Genomic DNA, 16246 nt, shown 5'->3' on the forward strand with positions numbered 1-16246 from the left:
AGTGTTGTAACGATGCAACGATGCTGATCGACAGGACCAAGGCCCCACCACGTTGGTGGAGGCGCGTGCAGATTGCCGCGCGGCGGGCCAATTTCTTTGCGATCATGGAAGTGGTCTCGGTGGCCAGCTTCCTGCTGATGACCGGACTGACCTGGTATGTCCTGGCCTCTCCGGCGCAACGCAACCAGGTCATGCCGACCAATCTGACGGCCAGTCTGCTGGTCGGCACGCTGGTTCCGGCCATGGCGATCCTGGTCTTGCTGGGCCGCCGCCTGGCGCTGCAACGCGCGGCGGAGCACGCGGGCGGGGGCGGGCAGCTGCACGTCCGGCTGGTGTTCTTCTTCTCGCTGATTTCCGCAATCCCGACCTTGCTGGTGGTGATCTTTGCTTCGGTGCTGTTCCAGACCGGGGTTGAATTCTGGTTCTCGGACCGTTCGCGCGGGATGCTCGAAAACGCCAACAAGCTGGCGCGCGGTTATTACGAGCAGACCCAGAACGACATGAAGTACTCCTCGCTGGCGATGGCGGCGGATCTGGGGGACTTCCTTAGCCGCAAGGCGCCGGTCAGCCAGGAATTCCTCAATTACTATCAGTTCCAGATCACCAACCGGAACATCAACGAATCGACCATCCTGCAAAAGTTGCCCGATGGCTCGCTCAGCCGGGCGGCCTTTGCCCGGGGGGACAATCCGCTGGCCGAACAGGTTTCGATCGATGTGGTGCGCCAGCTGGATCGCGGCGCGGACATCGTGATCGATGCCAAGCCTGACAAGATCGAAGCTGTGACCCCGATTGACCGGCGCAGCGGGATCTACCTCTATACCGCACGCAAGTCTGACTTGCTCAGTCTCAGCCAGGGGCAGCGCGCGCAGAATATCGTGCGCGCCTATGATCAGCTGACCAAACGGGCGCGAATTCAGCAGCTGCAGGTCAATGTCGCGCTGTTTGTCGCCTCGCTGGCGCTGGTCGGACTGTCGATCTGGTTCGCGCTGCGCTTTGCCGACCGGCAAGTGAAGCCGCTGTACGATCTGGTTGATGCGGCGCGGCAAGTGGGGGCGGGCAATTTTTCGATGCGGGTCGAAGGGCGCACCGGGGCCGACGAAATCGGTCTGCTCAACCGCGCGTTCAACCGGATGACCCAGCAACTGGAACGCCAGACCCAGGCGCTGGTCGGGGCGAACCAGCAGCTTGATGAGCGCCGGGCCTTTATCGAGGCGGTGCTCGAATCGGTGACAGCCGGGGTGATTTCCACCGCCGATGACGGCGTGATCCAGTTGATGAACGGTTCGGCGCACAAATTGCTGCTGGATATGGATGTTCAGCTGGAACCCGGCGCGCGGCTCGCCGATGTGGCCCCGGCGATCGCGGCACTGACGGCAGAGGGCAAGGATGGCGGGATTGTGCAATATGCCAAGGGCACCGATCTGCTGACTCTGGCGGTCCGGGTTGGCCGCGAAGGCGGCGGGCATGTGGTGACCTTTGAAGACATCACCCGCCAGCTGGTTGATCAACGTCAGGCCGCCTGGTCCGATGTGGCCCGGCGCATCGCGCACGAAATCAAGAACCCCCTGACCCCGATCCAGCTCGCAACCGAGCGGCTCAAGCGGCGTTACCGCAAACTGATCACCGCCGATGCCGAACTGTTCGATGAACTGACCAGCACGATCATTCGTCAGGTCGGTGACTTGCGCAAAATGGTCGACGAATTCTCCAGCTTTGCGCGGTTGCCCAAGCCCGTGTTCCGGGGCGAGGATCCGGTCGATCTGGCGCGGCAGGCACTGTTTCTGCAGGAAGTATCGCGCAGCGACATCAATTTTGCCTTCGCCGCCGATGCTGACATCGGGATTGTTGCCTGCGATCGCCACCAGTTCGGTCAGGCGATGACCAATGTGCTCAAAAACGCGGTCGAGGCGGTCGAGACGCGGCAGAAATCAGCCGATGCCGATTACCGCGGGCGGATTACCCTGACCCTCAAGAAGCAGGATGAGGACATTCTGGTCGTGATTGCGGACAACGGCGTGGGACTGCCCCAGGACCGTGACCGGATTATCGAACCCTATGTTACCACGCGCGAGAAGGGGACCGGGCTGGGGCTCGCGATCGTCAACAAGATTGTCGAGGAACACGGCGGCGAAATGAGCTTCGCTGCCGGGGACCCCGATGGAACCATTGTCACCATGCGCTTTGCCCGTGACCCGCTCGGCAACGAGCGGGCCAGCGAAGCAGCCGAATAACGTACGGGAACACCAAGATGGCGCTCGATATTCTGATCGTCGATGACGAACGCGACATTCGCGAACTCGTGGCCGGCGTGCTGAGCGATGAAGGCTATGAATGCCGCACCGCCGGAGACAGCACCACCGCGCTCGACATGATCGACCAGCGCCGCCCCAGCCTGGTGCTGCTGGACGTGTGGCTGCACGGCAGCCCGATGGACGGGCTTGAAGTGCTCGACGCCATCAAAAGCCGCGAGCCGGAATTGCCGGTGATCATCTTTTCCGGTCACGGCAATATCGATACTGCCGTTTCCGCGATCGGGCGCGGGGCGATGGACTTCATCGAAAAGCCGTTCGAGGCCGAACGCCTCCTGCTGCTGGTCGCCCGCGCGACCGAGACCGAGCGGCTGCGGCGCGAGAACGCCCGGCTGCGCGAAGGGTTCGTCACTTCGGATGAATTCACCGGCAATTCCAGCGCGATCAACCAGGTCCGTGCCACGTTGAAGCGGGTCGCCAACACCGGCAGCCGTTTGTTGATTTCCGGCCCGGCCGGGGCAGGCAAGGAAGTGGCCGCACGGCTGCTGCACAGCTGGAGTCCGCGCGCGGGCGGCGCTTTTGTCACGGTCAATTCGGCCCGGATCACCCCCGAACGGTTCGAACAGGAACTGTTCGGCGAGGAATCGAACGGCAAGCTGGTGCGAGCCGGACTGCTCGAAATGGCCGATGGCGGGACGCTCTATCTGGACGAGGTGGCCGACATGCCGCTGTCCACCCAGGCGCGGATCCTGCGGGTGCTGACCGAGCAGGCCTTCGTCCGCGTCGGCGGGCACCGCCAGATCCGGGTTGATGTGCGGGTCGTCTCCTCGACTGCACGCGAACTGGAGAAGGAAATCGCCGAACGCCGATTTCGCGAGGATCTGTTCTACCGGCTCAACGTGGTGCCGGTGACGATCCCCTCGCTGGCCGAGCGGCGCGACGACATTCCGATGCTGGTCGATCATTTCTTCGCCCGCTTCGCCACCGATCAGGGCGTGCCGCCGCCGGAAGTCAGCATGGAGGCGATGGCCGCGCTGCAAAGCTATGAGTGGCCGGGCAATGTACGCCAGCTGCGCAATGTGGTCGAACGCACGATCATCCTGACCCCGCGTGAACGGATCGCCCGGATCGAGGCGGACATGCTTCCGGGCGAAGTGCTTAACGGGCGGATGACCGGGGATTCGGGCATTTCGGCGCTGATGGGCGTGCCGCTGCGCGAGGCGCGGGAGAGTTTTGAGCGGGAGTATCTGCGGGTCCAGATCCGGCGCTTTTCCGGCAATATCAGCCGCACCGCCAGCTTTATCGGGATGGAGCGTTCGGCGCTGCACCGCAAGCTCAAGCTGCTGGGCATGGTTGACCGGCGCGAGGATGAGGAAGAGGAGGAAAGCGCCTGAGCGGGCATTTCTGCATTGCAGCATAGGCCTGATCGGGGTAGCTTTCGAGACTGATTGCGGCTTGCCTCCTTGCGGGGCGGCCAGAATGCGGACCGCAGAAGCGGCCGCCAACAACAAGGAGCCAAGTGATGACCTCCCGCACTCTCACCGCCCGCCCGCGTTCGGCAAAGGCCGAAGCCGAAGCTGAAGCCGGTGAAACCGGCGCAGCCGCCGCACCGCTGAACGGTGGAAGCGCCAAGGGCCAGAACCTGCAGGACCAGTTCCTCAACCTGCTGCGCAAGCACAAGGTGCCGGTCACCATGTTCCTGGTGAAGGGCGTGAAGTTGCAAGGGATCGTCACCTGGTTTGACAATTTTTCGATCCTGCTGCGCCGCGATGGCCAGTCACAACTGGTCTACAAGCACGCCGTTTCCACCATCATGCCCAGCCAGCCGATCGATGCCGGTCAGTTCGGCAGCGGCGGGGAAGGGGGCAAGAAGGTGCGACTGTTGCAGGATGTGTTCCTGTCCAGCGTCCGCGGCGCCGGGGTGCAGGTCACCATGTTCCTGGTCAACGGCGTGATGCTGCAGGGCCGGGTCGCGGCCTATGACCTGTTCTGCATGCTGCTGGAACGCGAAGGTTATGTGCAGCTGGCCTACAAGCATGCCGTATCAACCATCCAGCCCCTCGGTCCGGTCGATCTGACCGGCGATGGCTGGGAAGGCGAAGAAGGCGAGGACGCCTGAGCTTTCTTGAAGACAATCGTGAAGAGGTAACCCGCGGGGCACGGGCCGTGGTCGTGTACCCGGAATTCCGGGTGCGCGGCGGCGGCGCGATCGACACCACCGCGCGGATCGAGGAGGCCAAGGGCCTTGCCCTTGCGATCGGGCTCGACGTGGTCGAAGCCTTGGCGATCCCGATCCGCGAAGCCCGCGCGGGCACGCTGTTCGGGGAAGGGCAGATCCAGAACATCGATGTTGCCTGCAACCTGGGCGATGCCGAACTGGTGATCGTCGATGGTTCGCTCACCGCGATCCAGCAGCGCAACCTTGAGGAAAAGCTGAAGCGCAAGGTGATCGACCGCACCGGGCTGATCCTGGAGATATTCGGTGAGCGCGCGGCGACTGCCGAAGGGCGGTTGCAGGTGGAACTGGCCCACCTCGATTATCAGGCCGGGCGGCTGGTGCGCAGCTGGACCCACCTTGAGCGGCAACGCGGCGGCTTTGGCTTCCTCGGTGGCCCCGGCGAAACCCAGATCGAGGCCGATAGGCGGATGATCCGCGACCGGATGGCCCGCCTGCGCCGCGAGCTGGAACAGGTCCGCCGCACCCGCGGGCTCCACCGCAGCCGCCGCGAGAAAGCGCCCTGGCCGGTGATCGCGCTGGTCGGCTATACCAATGCCGGCAAATCAACGCTGTTCAACCGCCTGACCGGGGCAGGAGTGATGGCGGAAGACTTGCTGTTCGCCACGCTGGACCCCACCATGCGCCGGATCCGCCTGCCCGGCGTGGACAAGGCGATCCTGTCGGACACGGTGGGGTTCATTTCCGACCTGCCGACCCAGCTTGTCGCCGCTTTTCGCGCGACGCTGGAGGAAGTGACCGCAGCGGACGTGATCGTTCATGTGCGCGACGTGGCCAATCCGGACAGCCTGGCGCAAAAGCGTGAAGTGCTGGGCGTGCTAGAAGACCTGGGCCTTATCGCGGAAGACGGCGGGGCGCCGACCGTTCCGATTGTCGAGGCGTGGAACAAATGGGACCTGCTCGACGCCGAACGCGCCGCAGACCTGACCGAACAGATCGCGCATCACCCGGATGAAGTGATCGTGCCGATGTCCGCCGTGACCGGAGAGGGGTGTGACGAATTGCTCGCGGCGGTCAGCCGTCTGCTGACCTCCGCCGCCCGGGTCCACCTGTTCACGCTCCCGGCCAGCGACGGCCAGCGGCTCGCCTGGCTGCACGCCCACGGCGAAGTGCTGGTCGATGAGGATGCGGGCGAGGATGAACGCGGCCCGCTGCGGCACCTGGAAGTGCGGCTGGAACCGCGCGAGCTAGGCCGGTTTACCCGGCTCTGACCGTTTCACCGCGACCCACAGTTCTTCCTGCTGATCGAGCGAGAGCGCGGTGAAATCTGCCCCGCGCGCCTGCGCCAGAGCCTCCATCCCGCGAAACCGCGTTTCGAACTTGGCATTGGCCGCGCGCAGGGCCTCTTCCGGGGCCACGCCATAGGCCCGTACGGCATTGACGGCGGCGAACAGCAGGTCACCGGCCTCTTCTGTGCGTTCCGCATCTGTTCCGGCAGCAGCCAATTCGTCCAGTTCTTCAAACACCTTGGCCGCAGAGCCACTCGGATCGGGCCAGTCAAACCCCTGCCGCGCCGCACGCTTTTGCAGTTTTTCGGCGCGCATCAGCGCGGGCAGGGCGAGGGCGACGCCGTCCATCGCGCTGCTGGCGCCTTTGGCAGCGCGTTCCTCGGCCTTGAGCCGTTCCCAGCGTTCCTCGCGGCTTTGGCCCTGATCAGGCGCGTCGCCAAAAATGTGCGGATGGCGCGCTTCCATCTTGGTGCTGATCGCGTCAGCCACGGCGGCGAAATCAAACAAGCCGCGTTCCTCGGCCATGCGCGCGTGAAACACGACCTGGAGCAACAGATCGCCAAGCTCGTCCTTGAGCGCGGCCATGTCGTCACGCTCGATCGCGTCGGCAACCTCATAGGCTTCCTCGATCGTGTACGGCGCAATCGTGGCGAAGCTTTGTGCCAAATCCCATTCGCAGCCGCGCTGCGGGTCGCGCAAGCGGGCCATGATCGAGAGGAGGCGGTCTAAGGGGGGCATGGCTGATCCGGCTATCTTGGAATGATAATATATATTATGTTAAATTATAGATGGAGCCAAAGCCCCCTCTCACGCGGGAATGCGCCCCGCAGCCCAGGCGACCAGGCCGATGATCGCGGCCCAGGCCAGCACCATCTTGATGGTTCCGACGCGGCCGTATCGTTCCACCACGTCTCCAACCGTACCCAGGCTGAGCAGCAGCCAGCCAAGCACCGACACGATCGAAACGATCATCGCAGTATTGCTCATGGTGCGATCTCCAGTCCGTCATAGCCGACCACCACGTGCGGCGGCACTTCGGCGCACAATGTGCGGTAATCCATGCTCTTGTCGAGATGCGTCAGCACGGCCTGTCCGGCGCGGACCGCCTCGGTCAGTTCCAGCGCCATGCCCAGATGCGCGTGGGTCGGGTGCGGTTCGCGGCGCAGGCAATCGACCACCAGCAGGTCCACGCCGTCGAACAGTTCGACCATTTCCCGCGTAATCGCGCTGAAGTCTGTCGCGTAACCGATGGATTTACCGTCACAATCAAACCGGTAGCCGGTGCTTTGCGCCGGGCCATGCGGCATCTGGCACCAGGCCACGCCAAAGCCGACGCACATCCGCAGCCGGTCAAGCGGTTCGATGTCGATGATCGTCGCGTAGCCGAATTCCCCGGCGAAGACATAGCTGAAGCGGTTGCGCAGCCGCCGCACGGTTTCGGTTGAGCCATAGCCCGGGATCGGCCCGCCGCGACCATAGCGGAACGGGCGCAGATCATCGATCCCGTGGCAATGATCGGCGTGATCGTGGGTCCAGAACACCGCGTCGATGCCCGGCACATTGTTGGCGAGCAGCTGCGCGCGGCAATCGGTTGACGTATCGACCAGGATCCGCTGGCCCGCGTTGCTTTCCAGCAGGATCGAAACCCGGGTGCGCCGGTTGCGCGGCTCGGCGGGATCGCAGTCGCCCCAATCGTTACCGATCCTGGGCACCCCGGTTGATGTCCCGGAACCGAGGATCGTAACTTTCACAGCCCGGCTTTCCCGAACAGCCGCCGGAAATTCGCCGTCGTCACTTCGGCCAGATGCTCTGGCGTTACCCCGCGCAGCGCCGCCACGAAGCGCGCGGTATCAGCAGTGAACGCAGGCTCGCACGGCCGCCCGCGATGCGGCACCGGGGCCAGGAACGGGGCATCGGTTTCCACCAGCAGGCGATCTTCAGGCAGCCCGGCCGCAATCTCTTGCAAGTCTTTGGCATTCTTGAAAGTTACGATGCCTGACAAGGAGATTGTCAGCCCCAGATCGAGCATTTTCGCAGCAAAATCTGCAGAGGCCGTAAAGCAGTGAATCAAGGCGGGAAAGGCCCCCTGCTCCATTTCCTCGGTCAGGATTGCAGCCGTATCATCCTCGGCATCGCGGGTGTGGATGATCAAGGGCAGCCCGGTTTGGCGTGAGACGGAAATATGCCTGCGAAACAGGGCCTTCTGCATGTCGCGATCGGAATGATCGTAGTAATAGTCCAGCCCGGTCTCGCCAATCGCGATGACTTTGTGATGGGCGGTTGCTGCCAGCAGCGCGGCTTCGCCCAGATCGGCATGGCCGTCCGCTTCGTGCGGGTGGATGCCGACACTGGCCCAGACATCGCTGTGGCGCTCCGCCGTGGCAATCACCTGATCCCATTCGCGCTGACGGGTAGAAATCGAAAGGAACCCCGTCACCCCCGCCGCCCGCGCGCGCTCCAGCACCCCGGCCTGATCCTCGACCAGACCTTTGTATTCCAGATGGCAGTGGGAATCGATCAGCATCAGGCGTCTTCGGCGGGCAGCTCAAGCCGGGGAAACAGCGGGCTCGGCGCCGCCAGCTTGAAATCACTTTCCGCCAGCGGCGAATACCAGTGTGCACCAATCGCTTGATAGGTGCGGTTTTCCGCCGGAATTCCCATCACGTCGAGCAGCGCGTCGGCCTTGACCGGGATCACTGCGCGAATGCCAACGGCAAGCTGGGCGATGCAGATGTACAGCGTGGCCAGCACGGTCTCCATCCGCTCCGGATCGGTCTTGCGCAGGCTCCACGGGGCCTGAACATCGATATAGGCATTGCAGGCAAATACGGCCTGCAGCCAGGCATCGATCCCCTGTTGCAACGCCAGATCGTCAAACGCCGCCGGGATCTGTTGCTGCACCGCCTTGCCGACTGCTTCGAACAGCTCGGCATCGGCGGCGTCATGGCCCCGGATTTGCGGGAGCCATTCCAGGTTCTTGGCGATAAAGCTCAGCGTGCGCTGCGCCAGGTTACCGAATGCGTTACCCAGTTCGGTATTGCCGCGCATCACAATGGCTTCGGGTGAATAGCTGCCGTCCTGCCCGAATGCGACTTCGCGCATCAGGAAGAAACGCAGCACATCCACGCCGAACCGATCGGCCAGTTCCATCGGATCGGTGACATTGCCCAGCGACTTCGATTCCTTCTGCCCCCGGTTGAGCAGGAAACCGTGGCTGAACACGTGGCGCGGCAGATCGATCCCGGCGCTCATCAGAAAGGCCGGCCAGTAGACCGTGTGAAACCGGGTGATGTCCTTGCCAATCAGGTGGAGGTTCGCGGGCCACCACTTTTGAAATTCGGCGGTTTCTTCCGGAAAACCGAGCCCGGTCAGGTAATTGGTCAGAGCATCGACCCACACGTACATGACGTGGTTTTCGTTGCCGGGAACCTTCACCCCCCAGTCAAAACTGGTGCGCGAGACCGACAGGTCGCGCAGCCCGCCTTCGACGAAGCGCATGATTTCGTTGCGGCGGCTGTCCGGTCGGATGAAGTCTGGCTGATCGTTGTAGAGTTTCAGGAGCGGTTCGGCATATTTGGACAGGCGGAAGAACCAGCTTTCCTCCACGGTCCATTCTACCGGGGTGCCCTGGGGCGAAAGCTTGTCCCCCCCTTCCCCCTGGACCAGCTCGCTCTCGTCGTAATAGGCCTCGTCACGAACCGAGTACCAGCCTTCGTAGCGATCGAGGTAGAGATCGCCATTGGCTTCCATCCGCCGCCACAATTCCTGCGTCGCGGCGTGATGGCGCGGCTCGGTGGTGCGCTGAAAGACGTCATAAGACACATTCAGTCCGTCACACATATCGATAAAATGCTGCGACATTTCGTTGGCGAGTTCGGCCGGAGTTATCCCCAGGTCACGCGCCTTTTGCGCCATTTTCAGTCCGTGCTCGTCCGTTCCGGTCTGGAACCGCACATCGCGGCCTTGCTGGCGTTGGTGGCGGGCGATGACATCGGCTGCGATCGCTTCATAGGCGTGGCCGATATGCGGCTTGCCGTTGGGATAGCTGATTGCGGTGGTGATATAGAACGGTTCGGCCATGGCCGTGGCAATCTTTCAATGAATTAGCGAGCCGCCTCTCTAGGCATGGCAAGCGATGCCAGCAACCCGCCAATTTCCATCGCCACCAGACCGGGATCGAAGTTGAAGGTGGGCAACTGCGCGCCCAGCCGCACCAGATCGCCATGCGCCGCGATGACGCGGGCCTGCTGGGTGCGGCTGCCCCGGGCGAGTTGCGCAGCAACCACTGCGCGGGCGAGATCGCAGACGGCCTGTTGGCGCTCGCGGCTTGGCCGGGCGCCGATTTCCTCAGCCAGGGCTCCGCGCAGGGCAAAACCATCGTCGCCATCGGCCAGGATCTGCTCCATCACCTGATGCAGCGCGCCAAGGTCCTGTTCGACAAAGGCCAGCGCCGCACCTGGCGATCCCTCTGCCGCCGCGATTGCTGCGGCGCGGGTTGCGCTATCAGCCTGGGGTGCTTCGCGGCGCAGGATGTCATCGACCTGACCAGCGGGCAGCGGCGCAAATCGCAGCAGGCGGCAGCGCGAACGGATCGTCGGCAAAAGCCGCCCTAGCCGGTGCGTGACCAGCAGAAAAAAAGTCCCGGCCGGAGGTTCTTCCAGACTTTTCAGCAAGGCGTTGACCGCGTTCTTTTCCAGATCGTCGGCCGGATCGATGATCACCACGCGGCGGTTACCCAGCGTCGGGCGGGTGTTAAGCCGCTGTTGCAGCGTGCGGATTTCGTCAATCGGGATCGAGCGTTTGCGGCGATAGGGCTGGCCGTCCTCGCGCTTCTTGGCTTCTTCCTTGCTCTCGGGCGGATGCTCGGGGATCAGGATGTCGGGGTGGCGGTCGGCGGGCGGTTGCGGCACGCCTGCTTCGCGCACCAGTTCGGCGGCGGCGGCTTTGGCGAACTGCGCCTTGCCCAGGCCTTGCAGGCCGGTAAGGATCCAGGCGTGGTGCATGCGGTCTGACGTCATGGCCTCACGCCATTCGTGCCAGGCCGCCTCGTGGCCGAGCAAGGTCATGGCAGCAGACCGCCCAGCGCGGACATCACGCCCGCGTGGACTTCCGCCGCCGGACCATCGCCATCGATCCGGGCAAAGCGCGCGGGCTCTTCCTCGGCAAAGCGGGCAAAGGCGGCGGCGACTTTGGCGTGAAAGGCCGCATCGCGCCCGCCGATCCGATCGGCATTTCCGGCATCGCGCAGGTCGAGCCGCGCGGCGGCAACATCGGGCGAAACCTCGACCAGCAAGGTCAGGTCCGGCAGCAGCCCGCCCGAGCCGATCCGGTGCAATTCGCGCACTTCCGCATCAGACAATCCCAGCCCCCCGCCCTGATAGGCGCGGCTTGAATCGACGAACCGGTCACACACCACCCAGGCGCCGCGTTCCAACGCGGGCACGATCAGCCGCTCGACATGGTCAGAGCGCGCTGCGGCGAACAGCAGGGCTTCGGCGCGGGCGTGCCAGCCTTCACCGGCGGTGCCCAGCAGCAGGGCGCGGATCGCCTCTGCCCCCGGCGTGCCGCCCGGCTCGCGCGTTACAACCACTTCCAGCCCGCGCGTGCGCAAAGCTTCGGCGAGCAAGCGGGCCTGGGTGCTTTTGCCTGCCCCTTCCCCGCCTTCAAAGGCTATGAACATGCCGCGCGTCATTCGAACGCCCCTAGCAGGCCATTGACCAGCCTGTCGATTGGCCCTGCCGGATTGACCGGCCGCGTGGTGACCAGCGGGAGGTAATGGACCGGCTGCCCGGCGATTGTCACTTCCAGCCCGGCCACTTGTGCGCCTTTGGCGATCGGGGCCTTGAGCGGCCCGGTATAGACGATCCGCGTGGTCACCGCCGGTGTGGTTCCTTTGGGCACGGTCAGCGAAAAGCCGCGTTCCAGCGCCAGCGGCACGCGCCGCGCATCGCCCAACTGAACCCGCGCTTCGCCGATCACTTGCCCTGCCGCGCCAAGCGGCCGCGCATCCCATTCGCGATAGCCCCATTCGGCCAGCGCCTTGGCCGCATCGGCGCGCTGGGGTTCGCTCCACGAGCCTGCCACCACCAGCACCAGCCGCCGCCCGCCGCGTTCCACCGCACCCAGAAAATTGAACCCGGCTTCAAAGGTATGGCCGGTCTTGATCCCGTCCGCCCCCGGCATGACCCCGGCAAAGGGATCGTGGCTGACCAGCCGTTCACCGCGCCAGTCCATTGCCTGATGGCCGAAATAGCGGCGGTAAAGCTGGGGGTGCTGCTCGATCAGGGCCTTGGCCAGCCGCACCAGATCGCGCGCGGTGACATAGGTTGCGCCGCGATCGGGATAGCCGCTGGGCGTGGCAAAGTGGCTGCCGGTCATCCCCAGTTCGCGCGCCCGCGCATTCATCGCAGCGGTCCACGCCTCGGTGCTGCCCAGCGCACCCTCTGCCAGCGCGACCGAGGCATCGTTGGCGGAAACGGTTGTCACGCCCATGAGCAGGTCGCGCACCAGCACCTGCTCAGCAGGGCGGAGCGACAGGGTGGTCCCCTTCCCCGCCCACCGGGCCGCGGTTTCCGGGCGCACGGTGAACGTGGCATCTTCGCGCAATTTGCCCGCCTTGATCAGGTCAAAGGCGACCAGCGCGCTCATCGCCTTGGTCATCGAGGCGGGGAGGAAGCGTTTTTCGGCGTCGCGCGCAAAGAGCGTCTGCCCTGCGCTGAGATCGACCAGCAGCGCGACCGGGGCCTTGCCAACCACGGCGGGCACCGGCGCAGGCGCGGCCCCGCCTGCCGTGATCGGCAGGGCCAGGGTCAGCGGCAGCAGCAGCAAGGGGGAAGGCTTCAAACGCAGTTCCTGTCGTCCCGGTATTCCGGCACGACCGGGAAGCGTCCCTTAGTTGGCGTGCTGGATTCGCGCTTCGCTATAGCCCGCTGCCTTGGCCTTCGCCAGCGCGGCATCGGCTTCGGCCTGGGTCCGGAACGGGCCCATCCGCACGCGGTACACCCCGCCGCCAGAGCTGACCTGCGCGCCCACCTTGCCAGCCACCGCATTGGCGCGGTCCGGGCTGGAGAACGCGCCGACCTGTACGATCAGGCTGCCGCGCGGGATGGCGGCCGGTTCGGGCTTTGCGACCGGCCTGGCCACTTTCGGCGGCGGCGGCGCGGGCGGAGCCACTTGCGGTTCGGGCTTTACCGGAGCCAGCTTGGGCGGCAACACGGCCCCGACGGGCGGGACCGGCGCGGCGGCGCGGGTCAGTTCGGTGTTCTGCTGGCTCAGGCGGCGGCGCAGCACGTCAAGCAGCGCGCGGGGCGTATCCATCCGCGCGGGCACCGGCTGGCCGCTGCGCAGCATCGCGCGTTCGGGTTCGGGCGGATTGACCCGGCGCACGCGCACTTCGGCGCTGGGCTGAGTGGTCAGGCCCAGCTGTGCGGCCGCACCGGGCGAAAGCTGAACCAGCTGCGTCCCTGTCATCGGTCCGCGCCGCTCCACCCGCGCCAGAATCGTGCGGCCACTGTCGAGCGAGGTGACCTCGACATAGCTGGGCAGCGGCAGCGTGTGGTGCGCCACGGTAATCGCCGGGCCCCCTTCTCCGCTGACCACGGCCACGCCGACCGCGTCGTAATTCATCACATCGGCCGGGGTATAGCTGACCCCGCCGACACTATAGGCCGGGCCCAGAACCATCGGGTAATCCCCCGCAGGCCCCATCGGCGCGACCGGAATCTCGTCGATTCCGCCGCCAGAGCCACCACAGGCGGCAAGGAGAACAAGTGCCGCAAGCGGCAGGCTTTTGTTAACGGGCAATCTCATCTGCAAGCAACCCCACGGACAGTGCGTAGTAGTTCGAGCAGTTATATTGCAGGATAACCTTGTAATTCCCGGTTAACAGGAATGCGCCCGTTCCGCGCCCATCGGGTTCGATCAGCGTGGCCAGCGTATTTTCGGGCAGATAGCCCAGCGGCTGCACTCCCAAAGCGCGCCATTCCGCCACGGTTTTCCACACCGATTGCCGGGCGTGAACCCGTGGACAACTGGGCGCTTCGAGCCGGGTGACCACCGCAGTCGCATCGAATCCGGCCGGAACGCTGGCCCGCACACCCCATGGTTCGCCCGTTCGCCAGCCCGCATCGCGAAAATAGTTGGAAATCGATGCCAGCGTATCGGCGCGGTCGTTCCAGATATCGGCATCGCCGTCACCATCCCCGTCGCGCGCCAGCCGCAGGTACACGCTGGGCAGGAATTGCGGATTGCCGAATGCCCCGGCCCAGCTGCCATAAAGCCGGCTGCGCGGCACCCCGCGATCGACCATTTTCAGCAAGGCGATGAATTCATCGGCAAACAGTTCCCGCCGCCGCCCTTCCCAGGCCAAGGTGGCGAGGCTGCGCGCCAGATCAAAATCGCCCTTGTAGCGCCCGTAATTGGTTTCATGCCCCCAGATCGCCAGGACGATCTTGGTCGGCACGCCATAGTCCCGCTCAATCTGCGGGGCGAGACCGGCGGTCTGTTGCAGCATCGAACGCCCGCCCGAAATGCGGACATTATCGACATGGCTGCGGAAATAGCCCGCAAAGCTGGGCGCGACCCCCGGCAAGGCCCCCGGCTGCGCCCGGTCCAGATCGATCACCCGCTGGTTCGGCGTCAGCCCCGCGGTCATCGCCGCGATCGTCCCTTCGCTCACCCCTTCACGCCGAGCCCGCGCGGACAGCAATTGCAGATAGCCGTCAAACCCCACCGAAACCTGCGTCTGCGCCCTCACCGGTGCGGCGGGCGGCGACAGCATGGCCACGGCCAGACCCAGCGGCATGGCCAGTTTGAGCTTGCGATACAGCGACATCACCCCTGTTTTGCACATGCTTGGCGGTTTGGAAACGCCAAACCACGTGACAATCGCCCACGAGAGCGCTAGCCGCGCCAGAACGGACAGGTGGCCGAGTGGTTTAAGGCAGCGGTCTTGAAAACCGCCGTGGGTGCAAGCTCACCGTGGGTTCGAATCCCACCCTGTCCGCCATCTATATCATCCCAGGAAAGGCTGATTGGTCCCAGAAAGCCGCAGATTGCTGCGGTTCTTCGGACTTGATTGCGCTTTCTATGTTCTTATATTGTTNGTGTGGGGGAGATTGTGGGGGCGGAACAGGATGGAAGGTCATGGGCCGGCTCACGCCACTGCAGATTCGAAACCTCAAGGAACCCGGGCGTTATAGTGATGGCGACGGCCTTTACCTGGAATTGACGGGACCCGACAAAGGCAACTGGCAGCTCCGCGCCACTGTGAATGGCAGGCGGCGCGATACAGGATTGGGTTCGCTGGTGCTGGTTTCGTTGCAGGAAGCCCGCGATGCGGCTTTCGAGCTGCGCCGAGATATCCAGCGCGGGATCGATCCCGTGGCGGAGCGCAAACGACGGAAGCTGGAGATCCTGACCTTCAAAGCGGCAGCCTTGCGCGTTCATGCCGAACAGAAGGCAAGCTGGAAGAACGGCAAGCACCAGGACCAGTGGATCACTACGCTGGAGCGATTTGCCTTCCCGCTGCTCGGCAACCGTCTGGTCAACGACATCGAAGGCCTGCTGATCCGCGAGGTTCTGCTGCCGATCAGCGATCATAGAGTCCGTTCCCTTCAAACCAGCGCAACGATGAATCCATGGAGCGGGTCCGACTGTTCAATGGGTCCCTACCCCAGCAGAGGGGGTTACCTGCTTCACAAAACGGATAGGCTCAGCATAGAATTCGCAATCCGGACAAGCAGTCAGGCTGAGCGAGTTGAGCGGGGGTCAGGATTCTTGCCGATTGGGTGATGGATCGGACATCAGGAGAGGAAGAAAGATGCAAGAGTTCAAGCTGCGCCCAGGGCCGGATCTGTTCAACCGGATCCACGTCAAGGATCAGCGCGGGCAGGCGTTTTGCGGCTGCGCGGTGATCATTGGCAGCGGGCGCAATGCGCGTTCGCAAATGCATGCGACGACCGGGATCTCCGAAGTCACCGCCGATACGCCGAACATGATCGATCCCGAACGCCTCGCGGTCGAACTGGGCGCCGACATGTGCGCGGTCAACCGCGGCCGGGTCTGGACCATCGACGAGATCGAGCTGGTTGGCGGCTACATCGCTGACTTTCACGGGGTGCGGATGACCTGGGTTGGCGAGATGGTTGCCGAGGATTTGTTCCTGCAATTCCAGAACCCCTACCTGCCCTCGTTGATCAAGCGCTACACCAAGTGGACTTTCCACGCCGGCAAGACCGTGCAGATCCTGCGCGAACCGGGCGGGCCGGTTTGGGTGATGCAGGAATATACGACCGCAACCGATCCCACTCTGACCATCGATAACCTGCACGAGGTCGGCAGCAAGCTGAAGAATCTGCCCGAGGGATGGACTTTCGAGACCAAGCTTCTCGACAAGGACCTGGTGCTTGATACGATGGCTTGCGATGCCTGGGCCTCGATCATCCGTGATGATCTGGGCTGCACCTATCAGGCCTGCGGCTATGGTCACGATACCAGCGCTAATTACATTCCGTGATGCCATTCACGCC

At 64.1% G+C, this 16246-nt stretch carries 16 protein-coding genes and 1 tRNA gene; 7 read left to right on the forward strand and 10 right to left on the reverse strand.

Translation table 11 applies throughout. From position 1 onward, the window contains the following. Window positions 1-20: 20 nt before the first annotated feature. From MNBBLIKP_RS14090 to hflX, 4 genes are all read left to right on the forward strand, one after another. Window positions 21-2234: a sensor histidine kinase gene (locus tag MNBBLIKP_RS14090; RefSeq protein WP_254913058.1), complete on the forward strand. Its 2214-nt coding sequence runs from the start codon at window positions 21-23 to the stop codon at window positions 2232-2234. Window positions 2235-2251: 17 nt separating this feature from the next. Further along, window positions 2252-3646 (forward strand): nitrogen assimilation response regulator NtrX, encoded by a 1395-nt coding sequence (ntrX, locus tag MNBBLIKP_RS14095; RefSeq protein WP_088310882.1) that lies wholly within the window; start codon window positions 2252-2254, stop codon window positions 3644-3646. Window positions 3647-3774: 128 nt separating this feature from the next. After that, window positions 3775-4371 carry an RNA chaperone Hfq gene (gene hfq, locus MNBBLIKP_RS14100; protein WP_088310883.1) on the forward strand — a complete coding sequence of 199 codons (597 nt, stop codon included), beginning with the start codon at window positions 3775-3777 and terminating at the stop codon, window positions 4369-4371. A gap of 47 nt (window positions 4372-4418) precedes the next feature. Next, on the forward strand, window positions 4419-5699 hold the full coding sequence (hflX, locus tag MNBBLIKP_RS14105; protein WP_254913059.1) for a GTPase HflX: 1281 nt from the start codon (window positions 4419-4421) through the stop codon (window positions 5697-5699). Here hflX and mazG read toward each other — a convergent pair. The 10 genes from mazG to MNBBLIKP_RS14155 all read right to left on the reverse strand — a co-directional run bounded on the left by mazG (window position 5676) and on the right by MNBBLIKP_RS14155 (window position 14550). Beyond that, window positions 5676-6455: a nucleoside triphosphate pyrophosphohydrolase gene (mazG, locus tag MNBBLIKP_RS14110; protein ID WP_088310885.1), complete on the reverse strand. Its 780-nt coding sequence runs from the start codon at window positions 6453-6455 to the stop codon at window positions 5676-5678. The genes hflX and mazG overlap by 24 nt on opposite strands. 69 nt (window positions 6456-6524) lie before the next feature. Further along, a complete protein-coding gene (locus MNBBLIKP_RS14115) occupies window positions 6525-6704 on the reverse strand; it encodes a hypothetical protein (RefSeq protein WP_088310886.1) in 180 nt (59 codons plus the stop codon). Further along, window positions 6701-7468 (reverse strand): MBL fold metallo-hydrolase, encoded by a 768-nt coding sequence (locus tag MNBBLIKP_RS14120; protein ID WP_088310887.1) that lies wholly within the window; start codon window positions 7466-7468, stop codon window positions 6701-6703. The genes MNBBLIKP_RS14115 and MNBBLIKP_RS14120 overlap by 4 nt, the downstream gene beginning before the upstream one ends. Continuing rightward, window positions 7465-8241: a TatD family hydrolase gene (locus MNBBLIKP_RS14125; protein WP_088310888.1), complete on the reverse strand. Its 777-nt coding sequence runs from the start codon at window positions 8239-8241 to the stop codon at window positions 7465-7467. Before MNBBLIKP_RS14125 ends, MNBBLIKP_RS14120 begins: the two co-directional genes overlap by 4 nt. Continuing rightward, window positions 8241-9797 carry a methionine--tRNA ligase gene (metG, locus tag MNBBLIKP_RS14130; protein WP_088310889.1) on the reverse strand — a complete coding sequence of 519 codons (1557 nt, stop codon included), beginning with the start codon at window positions 9795-9797 and terminating at the stop codon, window positions 8241-8243. Before metG ends, MNBBLIKP_RS14125 begins: the two co-directional genes overlap by 1 nt. Before the next feature lie 23 nt (window positions 9798-9820). Then, entirely contained in the window at window positions 9821-10783 is a 963-nt protein-coding gene (locus MNBBLIKP_RS14135; protein WP_088310890.1) for a hypothetical protein, read from the reverse strand. Further along, window positions 10780-11409 (reverse strand): dTMP kinase, encoded by a 630-nt coding sequence (gene tmk / locus MNBBLIKP_RS14140; RefSeq protein ID WP_088310891.1) that lies wholly within the window; start codon window positions 11407-11409, stop codon window positions 10780-10782. Before tmk ends, MNBBLIKP_RS14135 begins: the two co-directional genes overlap by 4 nt. Then, a complete protein-coding gene (locus MNBBLIKP_RS14145) occupies window positions 11406-12560 on the reverse strand; it encodes a D-alanyl-D-alanine carboxypeptidase family protein (protein WP_088310892.1) in 1155 nt (384 codons plus the stop codon). The genes tmk and MNBBLIKP_RS14145 overlap by 4 nt, the downstream gene beginning before the upstream one ends. Before the next feature lie 48 nt (window positions 12561-12608). Beyond that, the gene (locus tag MNBBLIKP_RS14150; protein ID WP_088310893.1) at window positions 12609-13526 is read right to left on the reverse strand and encodes a septal ring lytic transglycosylase RlpA family protein; all 918 of its coding nucleotides are present in this window, start codon (window positions 13524-13526) and stop codon (window positions 12609-12611) included. Continuing rightward, window positions 13510-14550, reverse strand: coding sequence for a lytic murein transglycosylase (locus MNBBLIKP_RS14155; RefSeq protein ID WP_088310894.1), 1041 nt, complete (start codon window positions 14548-14550; stop codon window positions 13510-13512). Before MNBBLIKP_RS14155 ends, MNBBLIKP_RS14150 begins: the two co-directional genes overlap by 17 nt. Before the next feature lie 84 nt (window positions 14551-14634). On the opposite strand from MNBBLIKP_RS14155, the gene MNBBLIKP_RS14160 reads away from it, so the two are divergent. From MNBBLIKP_RS14160 to MNBBLIKP_RS14170, 3 genes are all read left to right on the forward strand, one after another. Then, a tRNA-Ser gene (locus MNBBLIKP_RS14160) sits at window positions 14635-14724 on the forward strand. Between the two features lie 137 nt (window positions 14725-14861). Beyond that, window positions 14862-15509 carry a tyrosine-type recombinase/integrase gene (locus MNBBLIKP_RS14165; protein ID WP_088310895.1) on the forward strand — a complete coding sequence of 216 codons (648 nt, stop codon included), beginning with the start codon at window positions 14862-14864 and terminating at the stop codon, window positions 15507-15509. 28 nt (window positions 15510-15537) lie between these two features. Next, window positions 15538-16233, forward strand: coding sequence for a hypothetical protein (locus MNBBLIKP_RS14170; protein WP_088310896.1), 696 nt, complete (start codon window positions 15538-15540; stop codon window positions 16231-16233). Window positions 16234-16246: the final 13 nt, after the last annotated feature.

This window comes from Novosphingobium sp. B 225 (assembly GCF_002198665.1).
Lineage (GTDB): Bacteria > Pseudomonadota > Alphaproteobacteria > Sphingomonadales > Sphingomonadaceae > Novosphingobium.

Bases quoted from the DNA above. Each gene is read 5' to 3' on its own strand.
- MNBBLIKP_RS14150 (WP_088310893.1), bottom strand. From the start codon at position 13,526: ATGAGATTGCCCGTTAACAAAAGCCTGCCGCTTGCGGCACTTGTTCTC.
- MNBBLIKP_RS14115 (WP_088310886.1), bottom strand. From the start codon at position 6,704: ATGAGCAATACTGCGATGATCGTTTCGATCGTGTCGGTGCTTGGCTGG.
- metG (WP_088310889.1), bottom strand. From the start codon at position 9,797: ATGGCCGAACCGTTCTATATCACCACCGCAATCAGCTATCCCAACGGC.
- tmk (WP_088310891.1), bottom strand. From the start codon at position 11,409: ATGACGCGCGGCATGTTCATAGCCTTTGAAGGCGGGGAAGGGGCAGGC.
- MNBBLIKP_RS14165 (WP_088310895.1), top strand. From the start codon at position 14,862: ATGGGCCGGCTCACGCCACTGCAGATTCGAAACCTCAAGGAACCCGGG.
- MNBBLIKP_RS14125 (WP_088310888.1), bottom strand. From the start codon at position 8,241: ATGCTGATCGATTCCCACTGCCATCTGGAATACAAAGGTCTGGTCGAG.
- MNBBLIKP_RS14090 (WP_254913058.1), top strand. From the start codon at position 21: ATGCTGATCGACAGGACCAAGGCCCCACCACGTTGGTGGAGGCGCGTG.
- mazG (WP_088310885.1), bottom strand. From the start codon at position 6,455: ATGCCCCCCTTAGACCGCCTCCTCTCGATCATGGCCCGCTTGCGCGAC.
- hfq (WP_088310883.1), top strand. From the start codon at position 3,775: ATGACCTCCCGCACTCTCACCGCCCGCCCGCGTTCGGCAAAGGCCGAA.
- MNBBLIKP_RS14135 (WP_088310890.1), bottom strand. From the start codon at position 10,783: ATGACCTTGCTCGGCCACGAGGCGGCCTGGCACGAATGGCGTGAGGCC.
- MNBBLIKP_RS14170 (WP_088310896.1), top strand. From the start codon at position 15,538: ATGCAAGAGTTCAAGCTGCGCCCAGGGCCGGATCTGTTCAACCGGATC.
- MNBBLIKP_RS14155 (WP_088310894.1), bottom strand. From the start codon at position 14,550: ATGTCGCTGTATCGCAAGCTCAAACTGGCCATGCCGCTGGGTCTGGCC.
- ntrX (WP_088310882.1), top strand. From the start codon at position 2,252: ATGGCGCTCGATATTCTGATCGTCGATGACGAACGCGACATTCGCGAA.